The sequence below is a fragment of the Novosphingobium percolationis genome, assembly GCF_020179425.1.
Lineage (GTDB): Bacteria > Pseudomonadota > Alphaproteobacteria > Sphingomonadales > Sphingomonadaceae > Novosphingobium > Novosphingobium percolationis.
In genome coordinates, this window is sequence record NZ_JAILYM010000001.1 from 566,633 (window position 1) to 592,837 (window position 26,205).

24 protein-coding genes, 1 pseudogene and 2 riboswitches are annotated in these 26,205 nt (G+C 66.4%); of the genes and pseudogenes, 7 read left to right on the forward strand and 18 right to left on the reverse strand.

Annotation, left to right across the window (positions count from 1 at the left end; translation table 11 throughout):
* Positions 1-64: 64 nt before the first annotated feature.
* Complete coding sequence (locus K3A84_RS02540) at positions 65-1,624, reverse strand: fatty acid--CoA ligase (RefSeq protein ID WP_225007518.1); 1,560 nt, start codon at positions 1,622-1,624, stop codon at positions 65-67.
* 155 nt (positions 1,625-1,779) lie between these two features.
* Here K3A84_RS02540 and K3A84_RS02545 point away from each other — a divergent pair, with 155 nt between their 5' ends.
* Positions 1,780-1,917, forward strand: coding sequence for an Entericidin EcnA/B family protein (locus K3A84_RS02545; protein WP_225007519.1), 138 nt, complete (start codon positions 1,780-1,782; stop codon positions 1,915-1,917).
* Between the two features lie 80 nt (positions 1,918-1,997).
* Here K3A84_RS02545 and gcvPB read toward each other — a convergent pair whose 3' ends face one another.
* The 13 genes and pseudogenes from gcvPB to K3A84_RS02610 all read right to left on the reverse strand — a co-directional run.
* Positions 1,998-3,554, reverse strand: coding sequence for an aminomethyl-transferring glycine dehydrogenase subunit GcvPB (gene gcvPB / locus K3A84_RS02550; protein ID WP_225007521.1), 1,557 nt, complete (start codon positions 3,552-3,554; stop codon positions 1,998-2,000).
* Entirely contained in the window at positions 3,551-4,909 is a 1,359-nt protein-coding gene (gene gcvPA, locus K3A84_RS02555; RefSeq protein ID WP_225007522.1) for an aminomethyl-transferring glycine dehydrogenase subunit GcvPA, read from the reverse strand. The genes gcvPB and gcvPA overlap by 4 nt, the downstream gene beginning before the upstream one ends.
* Before the next feature lie 4 nt (positions 4,910-4,913).
* The gene (gene gcvH, locus K3A84_RS02560; protein ID WP_225007523.1) at positions 4,914-5,285 is read right to left on the reverse strand and encodes a glycine cleavage system protein GcvH; all 372 of its coding nucleotides are present in this window, start codon (positions 5,283-5,285) and stop codon (positions 4,914-4,916) included.
* The gene (gene gcvT / locus K3A84_RS02565; protein ID WP_225007525.1) at positions 5,285-6,448 is read right to left on the reverse strand and encodes a glycine cleavage system aminomethyltransferase GcvT; all 1,164 of its coding nucleotides are present in this window, start codon (positions 6,446-6,448) and stop codon (positions 5,285-5,287) included. Before gcvT ends, gcvH begins: the two co-directional genes overlap by 1 nt.
* 37 nt (positions 6,449-6,485) lie before the next feature.
* A riboswitch (glycine riboswitch) is annotated at positions 6,486-6,606 on the reverse strand.
* Positions 6,607-6,720, reverse strand: a riboswitch (glycine riboswitch).
* A 73-nt stretch (positions 6,721-6,793) separates the two neighbouring features.
* On the reverse strand, positions 6,794-7,468 hold the full coding sequence (locus tag K3A84_RS02570; RefSeq protein WP_225007526.1) for an NAD(P)H-binding protein: 675 nt from the start codon (positions 7,466-7,468) through the stop codon (positions 6,794-6,796).
* Entirely contained in the window at positions 7,461-8,624 is a 1,164-nt protein-coding gene (locus tag K3A84_RS02575) for a deoxyguanosinetriphosphate triphosphohydrolase (protein WP_225007528.1), read from the reverse strand. Before K3A84_RS02575 ends, K3A84_RS02570 begins: the two co-directional genes overlap by 8 nt.
* Positions 8,625-8,628: 4 nt before the next feature.
* Positions 8,629-9,321, reverse strand: a complete 693-nt coding sequence (locus tag K3A84_RS02580) for an aspartate/glutamate racemase family protein (protein WP_225007530.1) — start codon at positions 9,319-9,321, stop codon at positions 8,629-8,631.
* 89 nt (positions 9,322-9,410) lie between these two features.
* Positions 9,411-10,415, reverse strand: coding sequence for an SO2930 family diheme c-type cytochrome (locus K3A84_RS02585; protein WP_225007531.1), 1,005 nt, complete (start codon positions 10,413-10,415; stop codon positions 9,411-9,413).
* A complete protein-coding gene (locus tag K3A84_RS02590) occupies positions 10,412-11,629 on the reverse strand; it encodes a parallel beta-helix domain-containing protein (protein WP_404823091.1) in 1,218 nt (405 codons plus the stop codon). The genes K3A84_RS02585 and K3A84_RS02590 overlap by 4 nt, the downstream gene beginning before the upstream one ends.
* 137 nt (positions 11,630-11,766) lie before the next feature.
* Positions 11,767-13,182 carry an NAD(P)(+) transhydrogenase (Re/Si-specific) subunit beta gene (locus K3A84_RS02595; RefSeq protein WP_225007532.1) on the reverse strand — a complete coding sequence of 472 codons (1,416 nt, stop codon included), beginning with the start codon at positions 13,180-13,182 and terminating at the stop codon, positions 11,767-11,769.
* Positions 13,182-13,466 carry an NAD(P) transhydrogenase subunit alpha gene (locus K3A84_RS02600; RefSeq protein WP_225007534.1) on the reverse strand — a complete coding sequence of 95 codons (285 nt, stop codon included), beginning with the start codon at positions 13,464-13,466 and terminating at the stop codon, positions 13,182-13,184. Before K3A84_RS02600 ends, K3A84_RS02595 begins: the two co-directional genes overlap by 1 nt.
* Before the next feature lie 11 nt (positions 13,467-13,477).
* Positions 13,478-14,608, reverse strand: a complete 1,131-nt coding sequence (locus tag K3A84_RS02605; protein ID WP_225007536.1) for an NAD(P) transhydrogenase subunit alpha — start codon at positions 14,606-14,608, stop codon at positions 13,478-13,480.
* Between the two features lie 7 nt (positions 14,609-14,615).
* A pseudogene (locus tag K3A84_RS02610) lies at positions 14,616-14,741 on the reverse strand (aa3-type cytochrome c oxidase subunit IV); the annotation flags it as partial.
* 240 nt (positions 14,742-14,981) lie between these two features.
* Here K3A84_RS02610 and K3A84_RS02615 point away from each other — a divergent pair.
* Positions 14,982-16,412 carry a sigma-54-dependent transcriptional regulator gene (locus K3A84_RS02615; protein ID WP_225007538.1) on the forward strand — a complete coding sequence of 477 codons (1,431 nt, stop codon included), beginning with the start codon at positions 14,982-14,984 and terminating at the stop codon, positions 16,410-16,412.
* On the opposite strand, the gene folP is transcribed toward K3A84_RS02615, so the two are convergent.
* The 3 genes from folP to hemF all read right to left on the reverse strand — a co-directional run bounded on the left by folP (position 16,409) and on the right by hemF (position 19,770).
* The gene (gene folP / locus K3A84_RS02620; protein WP_263626076.1) at positions 16,409-17,518 is read right to left on the reverse strand and encodes a dihydropteroate synthase; all 1,110 of its coding nucleotides are present in this window, start codon (positions 17,516-17,518) and stop codon (positions 16,409-16,411) included. The genes K3A84_RS02615 and folP overlap by 4 nt on opposite strands.
* A gap of 14 nt (positions 17,519-17,532) precedes the next feature.
* The gene (locus K3A84_RS02625; RefSeq protein ID WP_318248276.1) at positions 17,533-18,678 is read right to left on the reverse strand and encodes a site-specific DNA-methyltransferase; all 1,146 of its coding nucleotides are present in this window, start codon (positions 18,676-18,678) and stop codon (positions 17,533-17,535) included.
* A gap of 216 nt (positions 18,679-18,894) precedes the next feature.
* Positions 18,895-19,770, reverse strand: a complete 876-nt coding sequence (hemF, locus tag K3A84_RS02630; RefSeq protein WP_225007539.1) for an oxygen-dependent coproporphyrinogen oxidase — start codon at positions 19,768-19,770, stop codon at positions 18,895-18,897.
* Between the two features lie 44 nt (positions 19,771-19,814).
* Here hemF and pdeM point away from each other — a divergent pair, with 44 nt between their 5' ends.
* Entirely contained in the window at positions 19,815-20,498 is a 684-nt protein-coding gene (pdeM, locus tag K3A84_RS02635; RefSeq protein ID WP_225007542.1) for a ligase-associated DNA damage response endonuclease PdeM, read from the forward strand.
* Positions 20,499-20,632: 134 nt separating this feature from the next.
* Positions 20,633-21,151: a translation initiation factor IF-3 gene (gene infC, locus K3A84_RS02640; RefSeq protein ID WP_225007543.1), complete on the forward strand. Its 519-nt coding sequence runs from the start codon at positions 20,633-20,635 to the stop codon at positions 21,149-21,151.
* Positions 21,152-21,257: 106 nt separating this feature from the next.
* Here infC and K3A84_RS02645 read toward each other — a convergent pair whose 3' ends face one another.
* Positions 21,258-21,830, reverse strand: a complete 573-nt coding sequence (locus K3A84_RS02645; RefSeq protein WP_225007546.1) for an outer membrane protein — start codon at positions 21,828-21,830, stop codon at positions 21,258-21,260.
* A gap of 339 nt (positions 21,831-22,169) precedes the next feature.
* Here K3A84_RS02645 and K3A84_RS02650 point away from each other — a divergent pair, with 339 nt between their 5' ends.
* The 3 genes from K3A84_RS02650 (at position 22,170) to K3A84_RS02660 (ending at position 26,198) form a co-directional block, all read left to right on the forward strand.
* A complete protein-coding gene (locus K3A84_RS02650) occupies positions 22,170-23,579 on the forward strand; it encodes an SLC13 family permease (RefSeq protein ID WP_225007547.1) in 1,410 nt (469 codons plus the stop codon).
* A gap of 112 nt (positions 23,580-23,691) precedes the next feature.
* On the forward strand, positions 23,692-24,975 hold the full coding sequence (locus tag K3A84_RS02655) for a cystathionine gamma-synthase family protein (RefSeq protein ID WP_225007551.1): 1,284 nt from the start codon (positions 23,692-23,694) through the stop codon (positions 24,973-24,975).
* A gap of 116 nt (positions 24,976-25,091) precedes the next feature.
* Complete coding sequence (locus K3A84_RS02660) at positions 25,092-26,198, forward strand: potassium channel family protein (RefSeq protein ID WP_225007553.1); 1,107 nt, start codon at positions 25,092-25,094, stop codon at positions 26,196-26,198.
* Positions 26,199-26,205 lie beyond the last annotated feature (7 nt).

Below are 26,205 nucleotides of genomic sequence, written 5' to 3' on the forward strand. Positions count from 1 at the left end.
TGCCCCGCCGCGGCCCCGTGCATCTGCATGGCATAGGACCGCGGACCGGGCACGCAACTCCCCGTCAGTTCACCCGGCGATCCATCCCTTCCCAGTACGGCTCGCGCAAGTTGCGGCGCAGGATCTTGCCCGAAGGGTTGCGCGGCAGCGCATCGATCACATCCACGCTCTTGGGCACCTTGAACGCGGCGATGCGTTCGCGCGCCCAGGCGATCACGCTGTCAGGGTCGATGGTGTGGCCGGGCTTGGGCGCGCAGACCGCCTTGACCGCTTCGCCCCACTTGGCATCGGGCACGCCGATCACCGCCACTTCGGCGACATCGGGGTGGCCATAGATCGCGCTTTCCACCTGCGCGGGATAGACGTTCTCGCCGCCAGAGATGATCATGTCCTTGATGCGATCCTGGATGTAGATGTAGCCTTCTTCATCCATGTAGGCGGCGTCGCCCGTGCGCACCCAGCCATCCGCGCTCAGCGTATTGGCGGTTGCTTCGGGCAGGTTCCAGTATCCCAGCATGTTGTTGGCCGAGCGGGTCTCGATCTCGCCCACCTCTCCGCGCGGCAGTTCGTTGCCATCGGCATCGACGATGCGCACTTCGACGCCGGGGTTGGCGCGCCCGGCAGAGCGCATCTTCGGGCTGCCGTTCAGATCGTGGTCCGCCGGCACCAGTGAAACGACCGTGCCGGTCGTCTCGGTCATGCCATAGCACTGCATGAACCCGGCGTTGGGAATGGTCTGCACCGCCTCGCGCAGCAATTCGAGCGGGATCGGCGCAGCGCCGTACATCACGTACTTCAGCTTGCTGAAATCGGTGCCCGCTGCCAGCGGATGCTGGATCAGCATCTGCAACGCCGCAGGCACGATGAAGAAGCGGGTGATGCCCTGACCAATCGCCGTCAGCGCGCCCTCGGCGGTGAACTCGGCATGGATAATACCGCGCACGCCCGCGCCAAAGGCCATCGCGCCAAGGCCCGTACCGCCGATGTGCGCGCAGGGCATGCACACCAGGATCGCCTCGTCCTTGTCCCATTCCGCCCAGGGCAGCCCGGCTTCAAGGCTCGCCTTGCGCAGGCCGAACATGTTGCGCTGGCACAGCACTGCGCCCTTGGGGTTGCCCGTGGTGCCCGAGGTGTAGAGTTGGAGGAACGCATCCTCCGGCTCTGCCGCCACGATCGTTTCGGCGGGCGCCGTGGCCATGATCGCCCGGCGCGCTTCCGTCTCGCCCAGCACATGCTCCAGCGCGGGGCACTGGGTCTTCAACGTGTCCGCAAGGCCGAGGAATTCCTCGCCGATGACGGCCAGCTTGGTGCCGGTATCGTTGAGAATGTACGCCATCTCTGCCGGGGCAAGACGCCATCCGATCGGGGCCATGACCACGCCCACGCGGCCCGCGCTGAGCAGCAGCTGGAAGTACAGGTCGTCGTTCTTGCCGATCCAGGCGATGCGGTCGCCCTTCTTCACGCCCTTCGATTCGAGGAATGCGGCGATCCGGCGCGAAATGACCTCCAATTCGCCATAAGTGGTCAGCCTGTCGCCCTGCTCCATCGCGATCGCCTCGGGACGATCGGCGGCCCAATGGCGGAAATGCTCATCGAACGTCAGGAAATCGGCGGTTTCACGCATCTCTTCATTCCTCTCCCTGCCTGTCGCGGAACCCGCACAGGCTGCAACCGTTCTTGCTCCGTCAACCTCCGGTAGCAAGCAGCGACGGACCGGAGCGCCCCGCTCGGCGCCCCAGCCCGTCACCTGTTAATTATCCGATTAAAGGAGCAAAAGCGATGGTCCGCAAGATGCTTTTTGCCGCCGCCCTCGGCGGCCTCGTACTTTCTGCCTCGGCCTGCAACACCGTCAAGGGCGCGGGCCGCGATCTCCAGTCGGCCAGCCAGTCGACCGAGGACGCCATCAACGGGCGCTGATCGCCCTTACTGGCACAGAAAAACCCCCGCCCGGTCGCCCGGTGCGGGGGTTTTCGCTTTTCAGGACTGGAGGGGCGGGATCACCCCTTCCACACCAGCTTCGGCTTGCGCGCCGCCAGTGTTTCGTCCAGCCGTCGACGCGGCGCCAGGTGCGGCGCCGACTTCAGCAGCGGATCGCCCGCCTTGGCCCGCTCGGCCAGCACGCGCATCGCGCCGATGAACTGGTCGAGCCCTCCCCTGCTCTCGGTCTCGGTCGGTTCGACCAGCATCGCGCCGTGGACCACCAGCGGGAAGTAGACCGTCATCGGGTGATAGCCCTCGTCGATCAGCCCCTTGGCGAGATCGAGCGTCGAGAACCCTTCGGCAAAGCCATCGTCGCTGAACAGCGCCTCGTGCATGCACGGCCCCGCCGCGCCGAACGGTGCGTCGAGCACGCCTTCAAGGCTGCGCAGAACGTAGTTGGCGTTGAGCACCGCATCGCCCGACACCTGCCGCAGGCCGTCCGCGCCATGGCTGAGGATGTAGGCCAGCGCGCGGCTGTACATGCCCATCTGGCCGTGGAACGCGCACATGCGGCCAAAAGCCTGCGCGTGGCCCTCCTGCGCGGCGTTCTCTTCCTCGATCAGGTGCACCGAACCATCGGCACCGCGCGTGGTGAACGGCAGCGGCGCGAAGGGCGCGAGCGCGGCGGACAGCACCACCGGCCCGGAACCCGGCCCACCGCCGCCATGCGGGGTGGAAAAGGTCTTGTGCAGGTTGATGTGCATGGCGTCGACGCCAAGGTCGCCCGGACGCACGCGCCCGACGATGGCGTTGAAGTTGGCCCCGTCGCAATAGACGAAACCGCCTGCTGCGTGAACGGCATCGGCGATGGTCTTCAGATCCCGCTCGAACAAGCCGCAGGTGTTCGGATTGGTGATCATCACCCCCGCCACGTCCAGCCCCAACCGCGCCGTCAGCGCGTCGACGTCCACGCGGCCGTCCGCCGTCGCCGGGATGTTCTCCACGCGATAGCCCGCGAAGGCCGCTGTCGCCGGATTGGTGCCATGTGCGCTTTCGGGCACCAGGATCACCTCGCGCGCATCGCCGCGCGCTTCCAACGCCGCACGAATGCACAGCAACCCGCACAACTCGCCATGCGCGCCGGCCTTGGGCGTCATTGCCACCCCGGCCATGCCGGTCAGCGTGATCAGCCATTGGGCCAGTTCGTCCATCACCTTGAGCGCACCCTGCACCGTGGACTGAGGCTGCAACGGGTGGACATCGGCAAAGCCGGGGAACCGCGCGACCTTTTCGTCGAGGCGCGGGTTGTGCTTCATCGTGCACGATCCCAGCGGGAACAGGCCGAGGTCGATGGCATAATTCTGCCGCGACAGCCGTGTGTAGTGGCGCACCGCTTCCGGCTCGGTCAGGCCCGGCAGATCGACCGGTGCGCTGCGGCGCGAAGGCAGGCCTTCGAGCAGCCTCTCGTCGATCGCGCCGTCGAAATCGACGCCGCAATGGTCGAGGTTGCCGATCTCGAAGATCAGCGCCTCTTCCAGTTGCAGGCCCCGGTTGCCGGTCGTGGTCTCGATGGCCTCAGCTTCACCGGCCGAACCCATGGCGGGCCGCCAGCCCGAACGGTTGATCTCGTTCATGCCAGCACCTCCTCAAGCGCCTTGACCAGCGCCTCGATGTCCTCGGTCGTCGTGCATTCGGTCGCGGTCACCAGCAGGCCGTTGGCCAGGCCATCCGCGCCCGGATAAAGCCGTCCGAGCGACACGCCGCCCAGCACGCCCTTGTCCGCCAGTTCGCGCACAACGTCCCGAGCATCGCGCGGAAGAACCACGGCAAACTCATTGAAATAGCTGGCATTCACCACGCTGACGCCAGCGACTTTCGACAGCGCTTGCGCCGTCTGCGCCGCACGCACGCGACTGTGTTTTGCCATCTCTTCCAGCCCCTTGCCGCCCAGCAAGGTCAGGTGAATTGAGAAAGCCAGCGCGCAAAGTCCTGAATTGGTGCAGATATTGCTCGTCGCCTTCTCGCGCCGGATGTGCTGCTCGCGCGTGGACAGCGTCAGCACGAACCCGCGCTTGCCATCGGCATCGAGCGTTTCGCCACACAGGCGCCCCGGCATCTGGCGCAGGTACTTCTCGCGGCAGCCGAACAGGCCGAGGTACGGCCCGCCGAATTGCAGGCCCACGCCCAGCGACTGGCCTTCGCCCACCACGATGTCCGCGCCCAGCGTCCCGGGGCTTTCCAGCAGGCCCAGCGCGACCGGCTCGGTCACCACCGCGATCAGCAACGCGCCCTTGGCTTGCGCCGCCCCCGCGATCTTCGCCAGATCGGGAATGCGGCCCAGAATGTCGGGATACTGCACCACCACGCACGACGTCTCGCCGTCGATGTCCGCGATCACCGCGTCATCGTCGCTCGCCGCCAGCAGTTCGGGCAGGCGCGTCACCAGTGTGTCGCCGGTGAACTTCGCCATCGTCCGCGCGGTCTCGACATAGTGCGGATGCACGCCGCCCGAAAACACCGCCTTCTTCCGCTTCGTGATGCGCCCGGCCATGGTCACGGCCTCCCAGCAAGCGGTCGAGCCGTCGTAGAGCGAGGCATTGGCGACATCGGTGCCGAACAGGCGCGCCACCTGCGTCTGGAACTCGAACAGCACCTGCAGCGTGCCCTGCGCGATTTCGGGCTGGTAGGGGGTGTAAGCGGTCAGGAACTCGCCGCGCTGGATCAGGTGGTCGACGCTCGCCGGCACGTGGTGGCGATAGGCCCCCGCGCCGAGGAAGAACGGCGCCTGGCCCGCGGTAAGGCTCTGTGCGGAAAGCCGCGCCATGTGGCGTTCGACTGCCATTTCGCTGGCGTGCATCGGCAGGCCGGGCACAGGTCCCGCCAGCCGCGCCTCGGCAGGGACGTCGACGAACAGGTCGTCGATCGAACCTGCACCGACGACGTCCAGCATTGCGGCGCGATCGGCATCGTTCAGGGGAAGATAGCGCATGCGATCAAAGCTCCGCGACGTAGGCCTTGTAGGCGTCTTCGTCCATCAGGTCGGCCAGTTCGCCGGCATCGGCCAGCGTCATGCGCCACAGCCAGCCCTCGGCTTCGGCGGCGGTGTTGACCAACTCGGGCTGGTCTTCCAGCACGGCGTTACCCTCGGTCACGCTGCCCGAAACCGGCGCATAGACGTCACTCGCGGCCTTGACCGAATCCACCACCGAGCAGCTGTCGCCCTTGCCCACGCTGGCACCTGCCTGCGGCAGTTCGACAAAAGTGATGTCGCCGAGCTGGCTCTGGGCGTAGTCGGTGATGCCCACGGTTGCGGCATCGCCCTCAACCTCGATCCACTCGTGGTCCTTGGTGAAATAGCGGGGCATCAGGCGGCTCCTTTCCGATGGTAGCGATGGGGGACGAACGGCATGGGAACAATCGTGGCGTTGAGCTTGCGCCCGCGCACGTCGATGAACAGGTTGGTGCCGGGCACGGCGTGCGCGGCCTCGACATAGGCCATGGCGATGGGGCGTTCGAGGCTGGGCGAGAACCCGCCCGAGGTGACGACGCCCACCGGGTTTTCGCCCAGCAGCACCACCGCGCCTTCGCGTGCAGCCATGCGCCCTTCGATCGACAGGCCCACACGACGACGCGCCGGGCCTTCCATCAGCGCCTCGATCATGCGGTCGGCGCCGGGGAAGCCGCCTTCGCTGCGGCGGCGCTTGTTGATGCCGAAGGACAGGCCCGCCTCGACCGGCTCGTTGTCGGCGGTCATGTCGTGGCCATAAAGCGGCAGCCCGGCTTCGAGCCGCAGGCTGTCGCGCGCGCCAAGGCCGATCGGCTTGACGTCGGCCTGCCCGGCGATCAGGTCCGCCACGGCCGCCGCGCTTTCCGCCGGGATCGAGATTTCGAACCCATCCTCGCCGGTGTAGCCCGAACGGCTGATCCACGCATCCACGCCGCCCAGCTTGAACGCCGCGCCGCGCATGAAGCTCAGCGATTCCAGCGCCTGCTCGCCCGTGACCAGCGGCGCGAGCGCCTTGGCCGCCTTGGGCCCCTGCAAGGCCAGCAGGGCACTGTCGTCGAGGTGGTTGATCGTCACCGCGTCCGGCAGGATCTCGCGCAGGTGGGCGAGATCGTCCCACTTGGTCGCGCCATTGACCACGAGATAGAACCCCGTGCCCCAGCGCGTGACCATCAGGTCGTCGAGAATGCCGCCGGTCTCGTCGAGCAGCAGCGAATAGCGCACGCCGCCCAGCGGCAGCGTCGCAAGATCGATCGGCAACGCAGCTTCGAGTGCGGCTTCGACGCCCTCGCCCGAGATGTAGAGCTGGCCCATGTGGCTGACGTCGAACAGCCCGGCGCTGGTTCGCGTCCACAGGTGTTCGGCGATGATGCCTTCATACTGGACGGGCATCCAATAGCCGGCGAATTCGACCATCCGCCCGCCGCGCACGCGATGCCAGGCATCGAGCGGCAGTTCCAGCGGCCCAGCAGGCACATCCGGATCTTCGAAATCGGTCTCGGGAGAGTTGATCAAGTCGCTCATAAATCAAGGAATCCGCGCGCAAGTGTGGCACCATTTCGGTGCCCCCTCTGTCACGGAAACCTGAGAGCTTTCCCCCACTCCGGCCCTGTTCAGGCTGTTGTAGGGTTACCCCTTCGGCGGCCCTCGCCTTCGCGAAGACACTTTCCAGAGCGTCGCTATCGACCCACGCGGTCCTTTTGCCTGAGAGATTCCGGGGCGGTTGCTCCTTCGGCGCCCTGCGAACCCGATCCCCGAAGAGACCCGAATCGCAGGAGCTCTCCCGCGCGATCAGCGACCCCTGCGCTTTCGCGCATGCAGCATGGCCAAGTCAATGCGCGTGGCACGCCTTTTCGGGAAAAGTGCCGGTCAGCGCGCCAGCAGACGGCGAAACTCGGGGTTGTGATGCACGAAACGGCCATCCGGGCGTGCTCCGGCCAGCGCCACGATCACCCGGCCAAGGTCGCTCGCCCGAACCGAACGATACCGCGCAAGGCTGCCTGCCAGCAAAATGTCGGCCACCGGCGCCACCATCATGCCCAACCGCTCCGCCGGACGCCCGGCCCCTTCGCGCTGCCCCCGCAGCAGGCCGGGTCGCAGGATATCGAGGCGGTCGAAGTGCAACTTCACCAGTTGATCCTCCACCTCTCCCTTTACGGAAAGGTAGAAGTTCCGCGACGAAAGCGCTGCACCAACAGAAGAAACAACGATCAACTGCCGCACGCCCGCCTGCTTCGCCGCCCGTGCACAGGCCAACACGAGATCATGGTCGACCGCCCGGAACGCGGTGCGATCACCGTCCACCGCCTTGATCGTGGTGCCCAGCGCGATCACCACAGTTTCCGCCCGCGCATCGGCGATGGCGTCAGTCCAATGGCTCGGGTCGGATAACAGCAGTTCGATCCTCGCCCCCGGCGGCATCGCCATCTCGCGGCGCGCCAGACCGACGAGGTGGATGTCGGGACGGGGGGCGCAGGCGGCAATCACCGCCTTGCCGACCAGCCCCGTCGCACCGATCAGCAGAACGCGCCTGACGTCAGACATTGCGCAGCCCCTCAGGCTCCTCGCCGAACAGTCGCGCATAGCAGTCCGCCGCATAGCGGTCGGTCATGCCTGCGATGAAATCCGCGATATGACGGCTGCGCGCCGGTTCCGCGTCCGGCAGGCCATCGCGCCAGCCTTCGGGCAGCGCCGCCGGATCGACGCGATAGGCTTCGAACAGCCGCGCCACGACATGGCGCGCCCGTTCCGCCGCCGAAAGCTGCTCGGGATGGTAGTACAGCCGGTCGTACATGAACTTCTTGAGCGTGCGCTCCTCTTCCGCCATCGCGGGCGAGAAGCGGCACAGCGTGTGCCCAGCGGCGCGCACCTCCTCCACCGTATGAACGCCGCTTTGCGCCAGCCGCGCCTGCGTTTCGGCCAGCACGTCGTTGACCATGCGCCCGATCTGGCCGCGCACCAGTTCGCGCTGCATCCGCTCACGCGGGGCGCCGGGAAAGCGTTGTTCGATGGTGCGCCACTGTTCGCGGATCGATGGCAGTTCGAGCAGGTCGTCGAGCGTCAGGAAGCCTGCGCGCAGGCCATCGTCGATGTCGTGGTTGTCATAGGCGATGTCGTCCGAAATCGCCGCCACCTGCGCTTCGAGCGAGGCATGGCTCGCCAGATCGAGCGGAAACGCCGCGTCGAGGTCCGCCAGCGCCCAGTTGGGCTCATGGATCGGGCCGTTGTGCTTGGCGATGCCCTCCAGCGTCTCCCACGACAGGTTCAGCCCTTCATGCCCACAATAGGGGCTTTCGAGGCGCATCAGCACGCGCAGGCAATTGGCGTTGTGATCGAACCCGCCGAAGCCTGCCATCGCTTCTTCCAGCGCGTCCTCGCCCGCATGGCCGAACGGCGGGTGGCCGATATCGTGCGCCAGGCACAGTGCTTCGGTCAGGTCCTCGTCCAGCCCCAGCGTGCGCGCGATCACGCGGCCGATCTGCGCCACTTCCAGGCTGTGCGTCAGCCGCACCCGATAGTGGTCACCATCGGGCGCGATGAACACCTGCGTCTTGTGGCGCAGCCGCCGGAACGCAATCGAATGGACGATGCGATCGCGATCGCGCTGGAACGCCGACCGTGGGCCGCGCGCCGTCTCCGGCTCCAGCCCGTATTCGCGCCCGCGCGTGCGCGCAGGATCAGAAGCGTAGGGCGCGCGCATCACCTCACCCGCCCATGATCCAGTCCACCGCCGCTTCGGCGTGGATGCGCGTGCCGTCATAGACCGGCAGCACGTTGGCATCGACGTCGATCACCATGTCGAGTTCGGTGCAGCCCAGCACCACGCCTTGCGCACCCGCCTGCCCCATGTTGGTCAGCATCGTCTTGAACGTGCGCTCGGCCGAGCGGGTCGCGCGGCCCTGCATCAGTTCTTCATAGATGATGCGGTCGATCTCCTCGACGTTGTCCATCACCGGCGGCAGCAGCGTGACGCCATGTTCGACCAGCCGCTTGCGATAGAAGCTTTCGACCATGACATTGCGCGAACCGATCAGCGCGGCCGTCTTGACGCCATTCGCCTGCATCTTCGCGCCAACCGCATCGGCAATGTGCAGCACCGGCACCGACACCGCCGACGCCACGCGGTCATAGACCTTGTGCATCGAATTGGCCCCGATCAGGATCGCGGTCGCACCCGCCTGCTCCAGCCGCTTGGCGCTGTCTTTGAGCACACCGCCAGCGCGCGCCCATTCCTCGGCGCTCGAAAGCCTGACGAGGTCGGTGAAATCGAGGTTCTCGATGAACATCGGGGCGCTGGCGAGCTTGCTCGTCCGCGCCTGCACCAGCTTGTTGATGTGGTCGTAATAGGTGCGGGTCGAAACCCAGCTCATGCCGCCGATCAGGCCGATCTTGCGCAACGTGTATTCTCCCCGCGGGATGGTCGTCCCCTGTCCCCTCAGGCCTTACGCAAGTGCCATTTCACCGTCTACCGCCTCTCCTGCCACTTTCAGCGCTTCATCGCGGCTATCCACCGCTTGACGATGGCAAGCCCCGCCGGATCGATGCTGGCGCGGCCCAGTTCGGGCATGGCAATGCCGCCTTCGGTGCTGCCCATGCGGTACGGCAGGATCGAATGATCGGGATCGCCGGGCACCACGTCGAACTCGAACGTCCCCGCCCCGCGCCCCGCCGCGACCGGGCGTTTCAGGATGCCGGTGCGATAGGCGTCCTGCTGCTCCCAACGCAGGTCCAGCCCCGAATTGGACGCCGACCCTTCCGGATTGTGACAATGTGCACAGTTGGCCTCAAGGTAGCCGCGCGCGGCAAGCGCCACCGGCGCACGTTCGCGCTGCTCCCACACGGGCACGCGCGTGGCGACCGCGGGCACCGCGTCAAGCCGCCCCTCCGCATGCTGCTGCGCCAGCCATTGCGCCGACAGGTTGCGCGCCTTGGGGCCGATCGGCGTCACCGTGCCCGCCAGCGCATGGCATTCCTTGCACTGGTTCTTGTTGGGAATGGCATAGTCGATCACCTGGCCCGCAGGCGTCGTCACCGGCAGCCGCGCGCCCGCCAGCACCAGCCGCGCCTCGGTCTGCGCTTCGTTCCAACGATAGGGCAACGCCACCCAGCCCGAGGCCCGATGCAGCAGCACGCGCGTCTCGATCAGGCGGCGCTTGCCCTCCACTGGAAACGCGAAGGTCTTGATCAACGCCGCGCCGACGGGAAGGTCGAGCAGACCCTCGCCCTGCGCGCGCGCCTGTGTGCCCGGCGGCAGGTAGAGGAAGCGCAGCTTTTCCGCCCCATCCGACCACAGCGGCGTGTTCAGCCGATAGAGCGTCACCCCGGCAGCCGGCACCTGCGCGGCGGCATCGGCGAAGAAGCCATAGTCCGACAGCGCCTGCGGATAGGCCGTCTCCGTGATCGCGGCATCGTTGACAGCGCCCCCATGCGGCGCGGTAGCGGCCAGCAGCGCCCCAAGCGCGGCGACCGACAGAAGCGCCTGCCGGATCAACGCGCGCGCGCCTCCAGAGCGGCGGGCGCGCCCACGCTCTTGCGGTCGACCAGTTTGACCGGCACGGATGCCATGAACGGACCGGGTTTCGCCGTCTCAGCCGAAGCACCCTGCGCGGGCAGGTTGAGCGACAGTCCGGGCGTTCCTGCCGCCACCTTCAGCGCCTCGCCCGGCTTGCCCAGGCCATCCCACAGCACCGGGGGCAAGGCCCCGCCGAACGCGGCCTTCAACTGATCGCCGCCGGGCAGTTGGGGATCATCGCCGCCGCCCGAAATCGCGTTCACGCCGATCGTCACGTTGCGGGGATAGGGGTTGTAACGCTTGTCCTCGAACACCTTGGGATAGGCGACGACCAGCACTTGCGCGGTCGGGTTGTCCTCCAGCGTATTGCCTTCGACCAGCACGCCGTCGTTGGCCATGATCATTACGCCCGTCCCGCGCGGCACGCCTGCCACGATGTTGCCCTTCGGCGCGAAGTTGGGCGTATCGTTGGCGACGACGAGGTTCTTCTCGATCACCGTGTTGCCGCCGCCCATCACCGGCAGGCCGGGCAGGTCGAACACCAGGATGCCGCCAGTATTGCCCGTCACCATGTTGGCGGCAACCAGCGCGTTGCGACTGTTCTCGATCTCGATCCCGGCCACGTTCTCGGTCGCGAGGCTGTGGCGCACGGTGATGTCATGGCTCTGGCCGACATAGATCCCGGCATCGGACGCCCCGCGCACCACGCAGCCATCGATCAGCACGCCCGTGCTCTGCACCGGGTAGATACCATAGGCCCCGTTGGTTTCCTTGGGGCCCCCGTTCCATGTCACGCGTACGCGGCGATAGACCACGCGGTCCGCGCCCTTGGACTTGATCCCGTCGCCGTGCGCGTCCTCCACCGCGAAGTCGCGCAAGGTCACATCATCGGACGTGACCAGCAGCCCCTCGCCCGCGCCCTTCTGCCCGCTGAAATCGAGCACGGTCGCGTGCATCCCGGCACCGCGCACGGTCACGCCGTCGACATCGAGTGAGAGGCCATCGTCCAATGCGAACCGCCCTGCGGCAAGCTCGATGACATCGCCCGGCTGCGCGTTGATCAACGCTTCCTGGAGGCGGCCTTGCGCGCCATCGCCGGGCGCGACCGCGATGGTCTTGGCACAGGCAAGCGTGGAACTGGCGGCGAGCAGCAGCGCGCCCGCCGTGGCGATCGTCTTGTTTGGCATCCTCATGGGCGCAGAGAATGCGCTGACACGCGTGTAAGTCAATCCGCGACGCGCGTTCTCTCCTTCGCCCCGCAACCGCCCAAAGAAAAAGCCCGCCGCTCCTTGCCGGAACGACGGGCCTTATCCTGCCGAAGCGGCCGTGCTTAGTGCGCCAGCGCCTTGACGATGTCTTCGACCATCTTCTTGGCGTCGGCCAGAAGCATCATGGTCTGGTCCATGTAGAACACGTCGTTGTCGACACCGGCATAGCCCACGCCGCCCATCGAGCGCTTGACGAAGAAGATCGTCTTGGCCTTGTCCACGTCGAACACGGGCATCCCGTAGATCGGCGAGGACTTGTCGGTCTTGGCGGCCGGGTTGACCACGTCGTTGGCGCCGATGATGAAGGCCACGTCCGCCTGCGAGAATTCGCTCTGGATGTCTTCCAGCTCGAACACTTCGTCATAGGGCACGTTGGCTTCGGCCAGCAGCACGTTCATGTGGCCGGGCATGCGCCCCGCAACCGGGTGGATGGCGTACTTGACGTTGACGCCTTCCTTCTTGAGCACGTCGCCCATTTCGCGCAGCGCGTGCTGTGCCTGGGAAACCGCCATGCCGTAGCCCGGAATGATGATGACGTTTTCGGCTTCCTTCATCATGTAGGCCGCGTCTTCGGCGCTGCCGCGCTTCCACGGGCGCTGTTCCTTGGCCGCGCCGCCCGCTGCTTCCGGTGCCGCGCCAAAGCCGCCCGCGATCACCGAGATGAAGCTGCGGTTCATCGCCTTGCACATGATGTACGAAAGGATCGCACCCGAAGAACCCACCAGCGCGCCGGTGATGATCATCGCGGTGTTGTGCAGCGTGAAGCCCATCGCCGCCGCGGCCCAGCCCGAATACGAGTTGAGCATCGAGACGACCACCGGCATGTCCGCGCCGCCGATCGGGATGATCAGCAGGAAGCCGATGATGAAGCTCAGGACGGTGATCGTGGCGATCACCCACTGGCTCTGGTCCTGCGTGAAGTAGGCCACCAGCCCAAGAATTGCGATCAGAGTGCCGAGGTTCAGCACGTGGCGGCCCGGCAGCATGATCGGCGAACCGCTCATCTTGCCCGCCAGCTTCAGGAACGCGATGATCGAGCCCGAGAAGGTGATGGCGCCGATGGCGATGCCAAGGCCCATTTCGATCCGGCTCTGCGGCTCGATGATGCCGTCCGCCCCGGCAATGCCGAACGCCTGCGGGTTGAGGTAGGCGGCAAGGCCCACCAGCACCGCGGCAAGGCCGACCAGCGAGTGGAACGCCGCCACCAGCTGCGGCATGTCGGTCATCTTGATCTTGCGCGCGGTGACGAAGCCGACGCCGCCGCCGATCGCCAGCGCACCGACGATTTCAGGCAGGCTGGCAACGCCATGCGTCAGCAGCGTGGTGACCATCGCGATGGTCATGCCGATCATGCCATAGCGGTTGCCCGCGCGGCTCGTCGCCGGGCTGGAAAGGCCGCGCAACGCGAGGATGAACAGGACGCCCGAAACGAGGTAGGCGAACATCGCCCACGAAGGGACAGCAGTGACGTGTTCCATCACTTCTTCTCCTTCTTCTTGTACATCGCGAGCATGCGCTCGGTCACGGCAAAGCCGCCGAAGATGTTGACCGAAGCCAGCACCACGGCGCCAAGGCCGAGCCACTTGGAAACGGCCGACCCTTCAGCCGCCGCCGCGACCAGCGCGCCGACCACGATCACCGAGGAGATCGCGTTGGTCACCGCCATCAGCGGCGTGTGCAGCGCCGGGGTCACCGACCAGACCACGTAATAGCCGACAAAACAGGCCATCACGAAGATCGAGAGAATTGATATGAAGTCCATGGCAGCCCCCCTCAGCCGAGCAGACGTTCGTTGACCACCTTGCCGCCCTGCGTCAGGCGGATGGCGTTGCCGATTTCCTCGTCCAGAACGGGCTTGCCCTGTTCCTTGTCCCAGAAGGCCGAGAGGAAGTTGTACAGGTTGCGGCTGAACAGCGCCGAAGCATCCGCCGGCAGGTGTGCAGGCGTGTTCGAATAGCCGACGATCTTGACGCCGTGCTTCACGACCACCTGATCCGCCACCGAACCTTCGACGTTGCCGCCCTGCGCCACGGCAAGGTCGAAGATGACCGAACCGGGCTTCATGCTGGCGATCTGCGCGTCCGAAATCAGGCGCGGCGCGGGCCGGCCGGGGATCAGCGCGGTGGTGATCACGATGTCCTGCTTGGCGATGTGGCTCGACACCAGCTCGGCCTGCGCCTTCTGGTATTCGGGGCTCATCTCGGTGGCATAGCCGCCTGCGCCTTCGCCCTCGATCCCGGCCACGTTCTCCACGAAGATCGGCTTGGCGCCGAGCGACTGGATCTGCTCCTTGGTGGCCGAACGCACGTCGGTCGCCGAAACCTGCGCGCCAAGGCGGCGGGCCGTGGCGATGGCCTGAAGCCCGGCAACGCCCACGCCCATGACAAAAGCCTTGGCCGCCGAGACGGTGCCTGCGGCAGTCATCATCATCGGGAACGCGCGACCATAATGGTCGGCGGCCACCAGCACGGCCTTATACCCTGCAAGGTTCGACTGCGACGAGAGGATGTCCATCGACTGCGCACGGGTGATGCGCGGCATGAACTCCATCGCCAGCGCCTCGAAACCGGCGGCGGCATAGGCATCGACCCGGTCGCGGCGACGGAAGGGCTCCAGCCCCGCCGCGATCCACGCGCCCGGCTTCGCGCCAGCCAGCAGCTCAACCTCAGGCCCCTGCACGCCCAGCACGATGTCGGCCCCGGCAGCGGCGCCTTCGGCCACCACGTCGGCGCCGGCAGCGCGATAGTCGTCATCCGCGATTGAAGCGGTGGCGCCGGCCCCGCTTTCCACGCGCACCTTCGCGCCCAGCGCGATGAACTTCTTCACCGTCTCGGGCGTGGCTGCGACGCGCGTTTCTCCGTCCGCCCTCTCGCGAAGGACGGCGATGGTGGTTGCCCCCGTCACGATGCGGTTACTGGATGATCACGACGATAAAGGCGACGATCACCGCGATGATCGGCGTCGAAACCTTCACCAGGTTGATGAAGCCATCATAGGTCGCCTGCGCGGCCTTCATGTCGTTTGCAGAAGCCATTTCAAGATTTCCCTCAACTCACGCGCTGCCCACGCTTTCGCTACAGCGCGCTTCCTCTAGCCACAGCCCCGTCACTTCTCAAGCACCGGCTTTCCGGCATGCCTTGGCCTGCACGTCACGGGGTGCGGCTTAATCGCCTTTTTACCCGAACGCCGTAACGCTGCGCCTGTCCAAATGACCGGCCTGTCCAAAAGGTGGGGTGCGGCCGTTCGGACCAGAAGGTTTGCGAAAGACGTTCCCACGATGGCCGAACCCGAAGATCGCCTGCTGCTGCTGATCGACGACGAGCCCGCGCAGGTCCGCCTGGTCACGGCACTGGCCGGGCGCGAAGGCTGGCGCACCATTGTCGCGCGCGACGCAGAGACCGCCATTGCCACGCTCGGCACGCGCCAGGGGATGCAACTGGGCGCGATCATCCTCGATCAATGGGTTCCGGGCGACGAGGCCTGCACGCTCATCGCCGAACTCAAATCCCGCCGCCCCGCACTGCCGATCCTGATGCTCACCACAAGCGCCTCGCCGCTGCTCGCGGTCGAGGCGATGCGCGCGGGCGCGACCGACTACCTGATCAAGCCCGTCTCGCCCGATCGCCTGCTCCAGGCGCTGCGCAGCGCGACCACGCGCGAGCAGCCCTCGGCAGAGCTGCAACCGCTCACCGAAAAGTTCGACACCGCGCTCGATTTCGATTCGATGATCGGCGCCGCCCCGTCCTTCCGCGCCGCGCTCGCGGTGGCCGCCAAGGCCGCGCGCACGCAGAACAGCGTGCTGATCGAAGGCGAAAGCGGCACCGGCAAGGAAATGCTAGTCCGCGCCATGCACGCCGCCAGCCCGCGCGCGCGCAGCCCGCTGCGCATCGTCAACGCGGGCGGCATCCCCGGCAACCAGATCGAATCCGTGCTGTTCGGCCACGAAAAGGGTGCGTTCGCGGGCGCCTTCGAACGCCACGTCGGTGCGCTCCAGCACGCCGACGGCGGCACCTTGGTGATCGACGAGATCGATCGCCTTCCCGAAGGTGTGCAGGACCGCCTGCTCCACTTCCTCGAACGCGGCGACGTCCAGCCCATCGGCGCGCGCCATTCGTTCCGCGTCGACGTGCGCCTGCTGCTCTGCGCCAACGCCTCGCTGCGCGATCTGGCCGACACCGGCATGTACAGCGCCGCGTTGACGGAGGCGCTCTCGAGCCTTGTCGTGCACCTGCCCCCCTTGCGCGAGCGCGTGGCCGATATCCCAGCGCTCGCCCGCCACTTCCTCGCCCGCATCGGCGAGCAACCGGGCCTGCGCCCGCTGGGCGTGACCGACGGGGCCTTGTCGCTGCTTTCGGCGTACGACTGGCCCGGCAACGTTCGCCAGTTGCAGGCCACGCTGTTCCGCGCGGCGGTGTTCTGCGATGGCGAGATGCTGACCGCGCAGGATTTCCCCCATTTGTCGAGCGTCGTCGGCGACGCCCCGCGCCCCTCACCCCAGATCAGCGAAGGCGCAGGGATCACCCTCTACGCCCCCGACGGCAACCTGCGCCCGCTGGAAGACATCGAAGCCGACGTCATCCGCCTCGCCATCGGCCACTATCGCGGCCGCATGACCGAAGTCGCCCGCCGCCTCGGCATCGGCCGCTCGACCCTCTACCGCAAGCTGGCCGAACTCGGCATCGATTCCACGCCGGAAAGAGCGGCCTAGTCCCCCATCTGCGAAAAGTCGGTCAGCGCCGCATCGCGCAGGCCCCGCCACACGTGCAGCGCCTGCACCGTCTCGGCCACGTCGTGCACGCGCACGATCTGGCACGCCGCATCGAACGCGCGCAGGGCCAGCGTCAGCGATCCGCCCAGCCGCTGGTGCGCGGGCGCCTCGTTCGACAGCGCGCCAATCAGCCGCTTGCGGCTCGCACCGAACAGCACCGGGTGCCCCAGCGCGTGAAACAGCGGCAGCGCGTTGATCAGCGCGAGGTTCTCGGCCAGCGACTTGCCGAAGCCGATGCCTGGATCGAGCAGGATCTTTTCGCGCGCAATGCCCGCCGCCAGCGCCGCATCGCGCCGCTCGGCCAGCCAGTCGAACACGTCGAGCACCACGTCGGCATAGACGCCATCGGCATGGAGGTCGTCCGCATCGCCCGGCGCGTGCATCAGCACCACCGGCGCGCCCGACCGCGCCACGATTTCCAGCGAACGCGGATCGTGCCGCAGCGCCGATACGTCGTTGACGATATGCGCGCCCGCCGCCAGCGCCGCCTCGATCACGCTCGAACGCCGACTGTCGATCGAAATGGCCGCGCCGCTCGCCGCCAGCTTTTCGATCACCGGCACGACGCGCTTTACCTCGTCGCCTTCCCACACCGCCGCCGCGCCGGGCCGCGTCGATTCCCCGCCCACGTCGATGACCGAGGCTCCCGCCTCCAGCATCGCGTGCGCGTGCTCCAGCGCCGCCGCCGGATCGTCGAGGAACTTGCCGCCATCCGAAAAACTGTCGGGCGTGACGTTGAGAATGCCCATCACCTGCGGCTGGTCGAGCCGCAGCGTGCGCGCGCCGCACTGGAGCGGCGGATGCGCCATCCGCAGCGCGCCCCACTGCGCCTCGCCCGCTGCCGCGAGCGCATCGGGCAGGCGCCCCAGCGCCTCGGCCATGTCGCTCGCGCCGACCAGATTGCGCGACACGACCCGCGCGCCCTCGCGGACGATCAGCGCGAACCGGCTCGCATAGACCAGGCCACCGGCCAGCCGCACGGCCCCGCCATGCTCGCTCTGCGGGCTTTCGGCGAGCGCGATGGGACGGATGTAGAGCTTGGGCATGATGGGGCGGACGCTTAGTCCTCCACCGCCAGCAGGTACAGCTGCCGCAGCGCGTCGATAGGCTTCACTTCGCCCTCGTGCTCGATGTGCCAGAACGTCCAGCCGTTGCACGAAGGTGCGCCCTGCAGCTTTGCCCCCACGCCGTGGATCGAGCCGTTCTCCACGCCGTCGGCCACCAGCGAGCCATCCGCGCGCACCGTGGCGGCAAAGCGGTTCTTCTTGTCGAACAGCTTCGCCCCCGGCGCGATCCAGCCGGTCTCTACCAGCTGGCCGAACGCCACCTTGGGCGCGCTGCGCTTCGACTGCATCGTGGAGAGCGCGCTTTCATCCAGCGGCAGCGCGGCGGCGATGCGCTCCTCTGCCACCGCGATATAGCTGTCCTCGCGCTCGTAACCGATGAACGAACGGCCCAGCCGCTTGGCCACCGCGCCGGTCGTGCCGGTGCCGAAGAACGGATCGAGCACAACGTCGCCCTTGTTGGTCGTCGCCAGCAGCACGCGATAGAGCAGCGCCTCGGGCTTCTGCGTCGGGTGGGCCTTGGTGCCGTTCTTGCGGATACGCTCCTGCCCGCCGCAGATCGGCAGCACCCAGTCCGAACGCATCTGCAATTCGTCGTTCAGCGTCTTCATCGCGCGATAGTTGAAGGTGTACTTGGCCTTCTCGCCCTTGGACGCCCAGATCAGCGTCTCATGCGCGTTGGTAAAGCGCGTGCCCTTGAAGTTGGGCATCGGGTTGGCCTTGCGCCACACGATATCGTTGAGAATCCAGAACCCCAGGTCCTGGAGCAGCGCGCCGACACGGAAGATGTTGTGATAGCTGCCGATCACCCAGATCGAGCCATTGGGCTTCAGCAGGCGGCGCGCCTCGGTCAGCCATTCGCGCGTGAACTTGTCATAGGCGGCGAAGCTGTCGAACTTGTCCCAGTCGTCGGTCACGGCGTCGACATGGCTGCCATCGGGCCGCGCCAGATCGCCGCCCAGCTGCAAGTTGTACGGCGGATCGGCGAAGATCATGTCGATCGAGGCATCGGGCAGCGCGCGCATTTCCGCGATGCAATCGCCCCGCAGGATGCGGTTGAGCGGCAGCGCGGGCGCAGTAACCTTGGCATCGGCGATAGTCGCCCTGAGCGCGCGCGAACGCAGCTTGACCGCAGTCGTCATGAAATCCGGTATCCCTGTAGGTGTGAGGGGGATTCCTGAATCATGACGGACTCGCCGTCAAGCCGCGACTCGCCGGAATCCGGCGAGTCGCGCGAGGCGCGGGATGAGAACGGAAGGAGTCCGGATCGCACATCTTGAGTCCGGCGCGCACCAGTGGACTCAAGATGTGGTGGTGTGGCCCGTTGGACTCACCCCGGCGACTTTATTTTCAGGGCCTCAACTCCACACCGCTTCGGGCGGCAGGCTCATCAGGATGGCGTCGATGTTGCCCCCGGTCTTCAGCCCGAACAGCGTGCCGCGGTCGTAGACGAGGTTGAATTCGGCATAGCGCCCGCGCCACTGCAACTGCTGCAGCTTTTCCGCGTCATTGAACGCCATCCCCATGCGCCGCCGCACCAGCATCGGAAACGCGGCAAGGAACGCCTCGCCCACGTCGCGGGTAAAGGCAAAGTTCGCCTCGAAAGCCGCTTCATCGGCGCATTCGAGATGATCGTAGAAGATCCCGCCCACCCCGCGATGGACCTTGCGGTGGGGGATGTAGAAATACTCGTCCGCCCAGGCCTTGAAGCGCGGGTAGTATTCGGGATCATGGGCATCGCACGCGGCCTTGTAGGCGGCGTGGAACTCGGCGGTATCCTCTTCATAGGGGATCGGCGGATTGAGATCGCCACCGCCGCCGAACCACGCCTTCTGCGTCGTCAGGAAGCGCGTGTTCATGTGCACGGCGGGGACGTGCGGGTTGGCCATGTGCGCAACCAGGCTGATGCCCGTGGCGGTAAAGCCGGGGTTCTCCACGCTCGCCCCGTTGATCGAACCTGCAAACTCCTTCGAGAACGCGCCGCCCACGGTCGAGACGTTGACGCCCACCTTCTCGAACACCTTGCCCTTCATGAGCCCCTGCACGCCGCCACCGCCGTTCTCGACAGGCTCGCCCTCATGCTCGCGATTCCACGGCGTGTAGGCGAAGCTGGCATCGCTGCCCGCCTCGCGCTCGATCGCCTCGAATTCGGCGCAGATGCGGTCGCGCAGGGATTCGAACCATGCACGGGCGGCGGCGGTCTGGTCGGTCCAGTCGGTCTTCTGTTCGCTCATGCGCAGGCCTTGCCAAGCTATGCGCGCTGCGGCAAGGGGAAGCCATGGTTCCCTTTTCGTTCGCAGCTCAGGAATTGCGGCTGGGTGCAGCCTGCGCGCTCTACTGGGCCGAGGAGCAGGCGCTGCTGGTGGCCGACCTCCATCTCGAAAAGGCCAGCTTCTTCGCCCGCTTCGGCCAGATGCTGCCTCCTTACGACAGCCGCGAAACGCTGGGGCGCGTGGCAGGCGCGATTCGCACGACCGGCGCGCGGCGGGTGTTCTGCCTTGGCGACAATTTCCACGATGCCGAAGGCCCGGCGCGGCTGGAATCCCATGCGGCGGGCATGCTCGATGCGCTCACCCGCGCCACGGACTGGGTGTGGATCACCGGCAACCACGACGAAAAGGGCGGATCGGCGCCCGGCACCTACCTGTCCGAACTTGAAGTGTCCGGCCTGCTGCTGCGGCACGAAGCCTGCCCCGGCGAAACCCGGCCCGAACTTTCAGGCCATTTCCATCCCAAGCTGCGCATCACCGCTCGCGGCCGCCGCATCGCGCGCCCTTGCGCCGTGATGAGCGAGCGCAAGCTGATCCTGCCCGCCTTCGGCGCGCTCACCGGCGGGCTCGATGCGGGCGATCCAGCGATCCTCGCCGCGATGCACCCGGCAAGAAACATCGACGCGCTCGTGACTGCGGGAGAGCGCCTCGCGCGCTTCCCCCTGTTGCGCGAAGGCCAGCCTGCGTCTTGAACCGGATGGACTTACGCACCATCTCGCAAGACAGGGTCTTTATCTGCTGCGCCATTGTGATATGAGCGCGCGCAAAGCCGTAACTTTCAGCAACTGCAGGAGCACACACAATAGCACCCCCTCCCCGGCGCAGTATGGCGCCCCCCGTCAAGAGCGGGCCACGCTACAACCAGATGATCAACGTGCCCAAGGTGCGCGTGATCGATGAAGCTGGCGAAAACCTGGGGGTGATGTACACCCGCGAGGCGATCGAACAGGCAGCCGAAGTCGGCCTCGACCTTGTAGAAGTCTCGCCCACGGCCGACCCGCCGGTGTGCAAGTTCCTCGATGTCGGCAAGTTCCGCTACGAGGCGCAGAAGAAGGCGAATCTCGCCCGCAAGAGCCAGAAGACGCAGGAGATCAAGGAGATCAAGATGCGTCCAAACATCGATGACCACGATTACGACACGAAGATGCGTAACGTCGTGAAGTTCATCGGCGAAGGCGACAAGGTCAAGGTGACGCTGCGCTTCCGTGGCCGCGAACTGTCCCATCAGCAGCTCGGCATGAACCTGCTGCGCAAGGTGCAGGACGACGTGGCCGAGATCGCCAAGATCGAAGCCTTCCCCCGCATGGAAGGCCGCCAGATGCTGATGGTGCTCGCACCCAAGTAAGCATCGGCTTCGACCGACACAGAAAAAGGGGCGCCGGACTCGATCCGACGCCCCTTTTTCTGTGTCGAGGCGGGAAGGCGCCACGGCCCCTCCCCGCCCATCAGCGTCAGAAGCGGACGCCGACGCCAGCCAGAACCTGGTTGCGCGAGAAGCCGCCTTCGTAGTTCGAATAGCGATATTCGAGCGAGAGGTACGAACGCTGCATGATCGCCAGCTGGCCACCAACGCCGAAGCGCACGCCGTCGCCGTTTTCGCCGCCAAGGCCCTCACCGTTGTACTCGGCAGAAATTCGGGCGTTGGTGTAGCCGACCTTGGCGTAGAGGTTGAGGCGCGGATTGACCGCCGCCGTCACGCGGGCGCCGACATAGAGATCGCGGCCAGCCTTGACCTCGAGACGGTCCGTGCCGTCATCGAAAACGACCTTGGTCGAAGCGCCGGTCACTTCGGCATCCACGCCGAACGCCACCGAGCCAGCGGTCGGAATGTCATAGCCGACGGCCAGGCCATAGGCGACGCCATCCTTGTGCAGCGTCACGCCGCTGACCGGCTCGACCGAAATGCGGTCATAACCGACGACCGCTTCGGCGCGCGGGCCCGACGGGGCCGAAACGTCCTGCGCCATGGCGGGAGCAGCGATCGCCGAAGCAGCGAGCACCAGCGCGGTTGCGATATTCTTCATGGGTCCTCCTTTTTCTCTTGGTATCCCAAGGAGGCGGGCCAATATGTTCGCAACCATTACGCGTAAATATTGATCGCATATTTTTCAGGCAAGTAGATCTATAATGTTGTAATATTGCAACTACCTAAATCCCGAAGACCCCCGAAATACCGGGCTGGCTATCCCAGAGATAGCCGGTGTCAAGAAAAATACAGAAATTTCAAATACTGGCACATTTTTCCAGACAACGTTTGCCGCATCATTGCTTCGTCAATGTCCCCGCGTGACGCGTGCGGGCCTTCCCCCCGGCTGGCGCGCCATGCTACGCGCCTGGCAGGATAAACGAGGGGTTTGGGGCTGATGGATCTTCGCAAGCTGGCGTTGCTGGCCGGGCCTGCCGGTTTTGCGCTCACGCTGCTGCTCAGCCCGCCCGCCGGCATGGCCGCGACCGCCTGGGTCACCGCCGGCCTCGTGTGGTGGATGGCGGTGTGGTGGATGAGCGAGGCGCTGCCGCTGTCGGCGACGGCCATGCTGCCCTTCATCATCCTGCCGCTGACCGGCGTTGCCGATGCCAACAAGACCGCGTCGGCCTATTATTCGCCGATCATGTTCCTGTTCGTGGGCGGCGCGTTCCTCGCGCTCGCGATCGAGCGCACCGGACTGCACCGCCGCCTCGCGCTCGCCATGCTCCACCATGCGGGCTCCAGCCCGTTCCGCCTGCTGCTGGCGGTGATGGCCGCCACCGCCACCATCTCGACTATGATCTCCAACACCTCGACCGCGCTGATCATGATGCCGATGGCGCTCGCCATCCTGTCATCTGGCGGGGTGCGCGAAGGCGAGACCACCGGCATGGCGGGCGCGCTGCCGATGGGCGTGGCCTTTGCTGCCACGATCGGCGGCTATGGCACGATCGTCGGCACGCCCACCAACGCCATCGCCGTCGCCCTGCTCGACCGCACGCTGGGGGTGAAGATCAGCTTCATCGAATGGTCGGCGTTCGGCCTGCCGGTGGTGCTGATCTCGGTGCCGCTGGCGGCGGTGATCATCGCGCGCGTCCATCGCCTGCACGAAGACCGCTTCGACCCCGCCCACGCGCGCGCCGCGATCGAACATTCGGTTGCCTGGACCACGCCCGAAAAGCGCCTGCTGCCCGTGTTCATCCTCGCCGTGCTGGCATGGGTCACCCAGCCGCTGACCGAGCCGCTGTTCCCCAAGGGCGGCCTCACCGACGGCACCATCGCCGCCATCGCCGGGTTGGTGCTGTTCGTGCTGCCCGATGGCACGGGCCGCCCGATGCTGGTGTGGAAGGAAGCCAATCGCGCGCCTTGGGACGTGGTGCTGATGTTCGGCGGCGGCCTCGCCATGGCCATGGGCATGAGCGAATCCGGTCTTGCCGACTGGATGGGCCAGGCCATGCTGCCGCTCGCCCATGTACCGCTGCCGATCGTGGCGCTGGTGCTGGTCGCCTTCGTCGTCTGCGTCACCGAGTTTGCCAGCAACATCGCGGCGGCCAGCGGCATCATGCCCGTCGTCGCGGCGCTGTGCGGCGCGTTGGGGGCAGACCCGATCCTACTCGCGCTGCCCGCCGCGCTCGCGGCCAGCTGGGGCTTCATGCTGCCGGCGGGCACCGGCCCCAACGCCCTCGCCTGGGCCACGGGCCACATCGCCATGCCGCGCGTGCTCAAGGCGGGGCTGCTGCTCGACCTTGTCGGGGCGGCGCTGATCGTCGGCGTGGTATGGGGCGTTGCCGGGCTGCTCCGCCTCTGACGGAACGCCCGCGCGCCAGGGCCGTTCTTGTGAAGGCCGAAGCGCTGGCCAAGGCAACCTACACCGGTTACACCTGAAACCATTACAGGTTTCGCCAGAGGACGTCCCCCGCATGACCGACCGCTCCAAGCCCGCCGATACCACCCTCGGCGGGCGCCAGCTCAAGCCTGCCACGCTGATGATGGGCCACGGCTACGATCCGAAGCTGTCGGAAGGCTCGCTCAAGCCGCCGATCTTCCTCACCTCCACTTTCGCCTTCGAAAGCGCGGCGGCGGGCAAGCGCCACTTCGAAGGCATCACCGGCAAGCGCCCCGGCGGCGCCGACGGCCTCGTCTATGGCCGCTTCAACGGCCCCGATCAGGAAATCCTCGAAGACCGCCTCGCCATCTGGGACGGGGCAGAGGAAAGCCTCGTCTTTTCCAGCGGCATGTCGGCCATCGCCACGCTGCTGCTCTCGCGCTGCGACAAGGGCGACGTGGTGGTCCATTCCGGCCCGCTCTATGCCGCCACCGAAACCTTCATTGCCAAGGTGCTGGCCCGCTTCGGCGTGACGTATCTCGACTTTCCCGCCGGGGCAACGCGCGCCCAGATTGAAGCAATGCTAGAACAGGGCAAGGCGCAAGCCGCGCAGAATGGCGGCAAGCTGGCGCTGATCTACCTCGAAAGCCCGGCCAACCCCACCAACGCGCTGGTCGATATCGAAGCCGTGGCGCAGGCGCGCGATGCCGTGATGGGGCAGGACGGTGCGCCCATCGCCATCGACAACACCTTCCTCGGGCCCCTGTGGCAGCAGCCGCTGCTCCACGGCGCGGACGTGGTGGTCTATTCCCTGACCAAGTACGTCGGCGGCCATTCCGATCTCGTCGCGGGTGGCCTTTCCGGCGCAAAGAAGTGGATGGACCCGATCCGCTCGCTTCGCAACGTCATGGGTACGATCCTCGATCCGCATTCGTCGTGGATGCTGCTGCGCAGCCTCGAAACGGTCGAACTGCGCATGACCCGCGCGGGCGAAAACGCGGCGAAGGTCTGCGCCTTCCTCGCCGCACACCCCACGGTCGAAGGCCTCGGCTACCTCGGCATGATCAGCGATCCGCGCCAGCGGGACATCTTCGATCGTCACTGCACCGGCGCGGGCTCCACCTTCTCGCTGTTCATCAAGGGCGGCGAGGCCGAGAGCTTCCGCTTTCTCGACGCGCTGCGGCTCGCCAAGCTGGCGGTCAGCCTCGGCGGCACCGAAACGCTCGCCAGCCACCCCGCCGCGATGACGCATCTCTCGGTACCCGATGAACGCAAGGCGCTGCTCGGCATCACCGATAACCTCGTGCGCATCTCCATCGGCATCGAAGACCCCGACGACCTGATCGCCGACTTCGAACAGGCGCTCGACGCCGTGTAAACCAGCCCCCACCCGCAAGCGGGAGGGGCAGCGAGACTTGCGCCTCCGCAGAAGGCGTTAGTCGCAGCGGGTGGGCCCTTGGAGCCCCCACCCAAATCTGCCAAAAGCACCCTCGAATGGACAGGAACGGGGAAACATCGGCGCTTTCGCAGGGCGCGAATTCCGTGCTCGGCTCGCCGCTGCGGCTGCTGTCGGGCACGGTGATCTATGTCGCCGCGCTGTTCTGCGTCTCCACCATGGGCTACGTCCGCGCAGGCTGGCCGCTGGGCGATGCCGCTTACATGGTGCTGCTGACGATCTTCTCGGTCGGCTATGGCGAAGTCCGCCCGATCGACACCACCTTCCTGCGCGTCTGGACGACCGTGACCATCGTGCTCGGCTGCACCGGCATGATCGTGCTGACTGGCGCGCTGGTGCAGGTCTTCACCCTTTTCCAGTTCCGCCGCCTGCTGGAGCTTGATCGCATGGAAACCGAAATCGAAAAGCTCAACCACCACACCATCGTGTGCGGCTATGGCCGGATCGGCGTGCAACTGGCCAAAGCGCTCGCCGAAGCGCGCGCGCCTTTCCTGATCCTCGAACGCAGCCCGACCAAGGCCGAGGAGGCGCGCGCGCACGGCTACCTGACGCTGGTGGGCGAAGCCACGCAGGAAGAGACGCTCAAGGCCGCCGGGATCGAGCGCGCCCGCGTCCTCGCCTCGGTGCTGCCCGATGATGCCGCCAACGTGTTCATCACGCTCTCGGCCCGCAACCTCAACCCGCGTGTCCAGATCATCGCGCGCGGCGAAGCGCCCAGCACTGAAAGCAAGCTGTTCCATGCCGGCGCGGACAAGGTGGTGCTGCCCACCCACATCGGCGCGGAACGCATCACCGAACTGATCCTCTACCCCGCCACCGACGCCATGGCCGATGGCGCGCACATGGGCGTGGTGAAGCGCAACCTCCACGACTTCGGTCTCGATCTCGAAGTGGTCCGCGCCGCCGACAAGGGCGCGCTGACCGGCGAGACCGTGGGCGAGGCCGAACGGCGCGGCAATGGCGCGTTCTTCGTCGTCCGCATCGAGCGCACCAATGGCCAGTCGATCGAGCATCCGGGCGAGGACGTGCGCATTGAACCGGGCGATCAGGTCATGCTCGTGGTGCGCGGCAGCCGCCTTTCGGCAGGCGCGATCTTTTCCGAACCAGCGCGGCCGGTGAAGCAGGGGCGCAGCTGGATCGGCTGATTACTCC

What these genes read in the sequence shown, in the direction of transcription:
- gcvH (WP_225007523.1), bottom strand. Translation starts at nt 5,285, where the DNA reads ATGCCCCGCTATTTCACCAAGGACCACGAGTGGATCGAGGTTGAGGGC.
- K3A84_RS02645 (WP_225007546.1), bottom strand. Translation starts at nt 21,830, where the DNA reads ATGAAGAATATCGCAACCGCGCTGGTGCTCGCTGCTTCGGCGATCGCT.
- K3A84_RS02600 (WP_225007534.1), bottom strand. Translation starts at nt 13,466, where the DNA reads ATGGACTTCATATCAATTCTCTCGATCTTCGTGATGGCCTGTTTTGTC.
- K3A84_RS02615 (WP_225007538.1), top strand. Translation starts at nt 14,982, where the DNA reads ATGGCCGAACCCGAAGATCGCCTGCTGCTGCTGATCGACGACGAGCCC.
- K3A84_RS02545 (WP_225007519.1), top strand. Translation starts at nt 1,780, where the DNA reads ATGGTCCGCAAGATGCTTTTTGCCGCCGCCCTCGGCGGCCTCGTACTT.
- gcvPB (WP_225007521.1), bottom strand. Translation starts at nt 3,554, where the DNA reads ATGAACGAGATCAACCGTTCGGGCTGGCGGCCCGCCATGGGTTCGGCC.
- pdeM (WP_225007542.1), top strand. Translation starts at nt 19,815, where the DNA reads ATGGTTCCCTTTTCGTTCGCAGCTCAGGAATTGCGGCTGGGTGCAGCC.
- infC (WP_225007543.1), top strand. Translation starts at nt 20,633, where the DNA reads ATGGCGCCCCCCGTCAAGAGCGGGCCACGCTACAACCAGATGATCAAC.
- folP (WP_263626076.1), bottom strand. Translation starts at nt 17,518, where the DNA reads ATGCCCAAGCTCTACATCCGTCCCATCGCGCTCGCCGAAAGCCCGCAG.
- gcvT (WP_225007525.1), bottom strand. Translation starts at nt 6,448, where the DNA reads ATGAGCGACTTGATCAACTCTCCCGAGACCGATTTCGAAGATCCGGAT.
- K3A84_RS02595 (WP_225007532.1), bottom strand. Translation starts at nt 13,182, where the DNA reads ATGGAACACGTCACTGCTGTCCCTTCGTGGGCGATGTTCGCCTACCTC.
- K3A84_RS02655 (WP_225007551.1), top strand. Translation starts at nt 23,692, where the DNA reads ATGACCGACCGCTCCAAGCCCGCCGATACCACCCTCGGCGGGCGCCAG.
- K3A84_RS02575 (WP_225007528.1), bottom strand. Translation starts at nt 8,624, where the DNA reads ATGCGCGCGCCCTACGCTTCTGATCCTGCGCGCACGCGCGGGCGCGAA.
- K3A84_RS02625 (WP_318248276.1), bottom strand. Translation starts at nt 18,678, where the DNA reads ATGACGACTGCGGTCAAGCTGCGTTCGCGCGCGCTCAGGGCGACTATC.
- K3A84_RS02590 (WP_404823091.1), bottom strand. Translation starts at nt 11,629, where the DNA reads ATGAGGATGCCAAACAAGACGATCGCCACGGCGGGCGCGCTGCTGCTC.
- K3A84_RS02570 (WP_225007526.1), bottom strand. Translation starts at nt 7,468, where the DNA reads ATGTCTGACGTCAGGCGCGTTCTGCTGATCGGTGCGACGGGGCTGGTC.
- K3A84_RS02650 (WP_225007547.1), top strand. Translation starts at nt 22,170, where the DNA reads ATGGATCTTCGCAAGCTGGCGTTGCTGGCCGGGCCTGCCGGTTTTGCG.
- K3A84_RS02660 (WP_225007553.1), top strand. Translation starts at nt 25,092, where the DNA reads ATGGACAGGAACGGGGAAACATCGGCGCTTTCGCAGGGCGCGAATTCC.
- hemF (WP_225007539.1), bottom strand. Translation starts at nt 19,770, where the DNA reads ATGAGCGAACAGAAGACCGACTGGACCGACCAGACCGCCGCCGCCCGT.
- gcvPA (WP_225007522.1), bottom strand. Translation starts at nt 4,909, where the DNA reads ATGCGCTATCTTCCCCTGAACGATGCCGATCGCGCCGCAATGCTGGAC.
- K3A84_RS02540 (WP_225007518.1), bottom strand. Translation starts at nt 1,624, where the DNA reads ATGCGTGAAACCGCCGATTTCCTGACGTTCGATGAGCATTTCCGCCAT.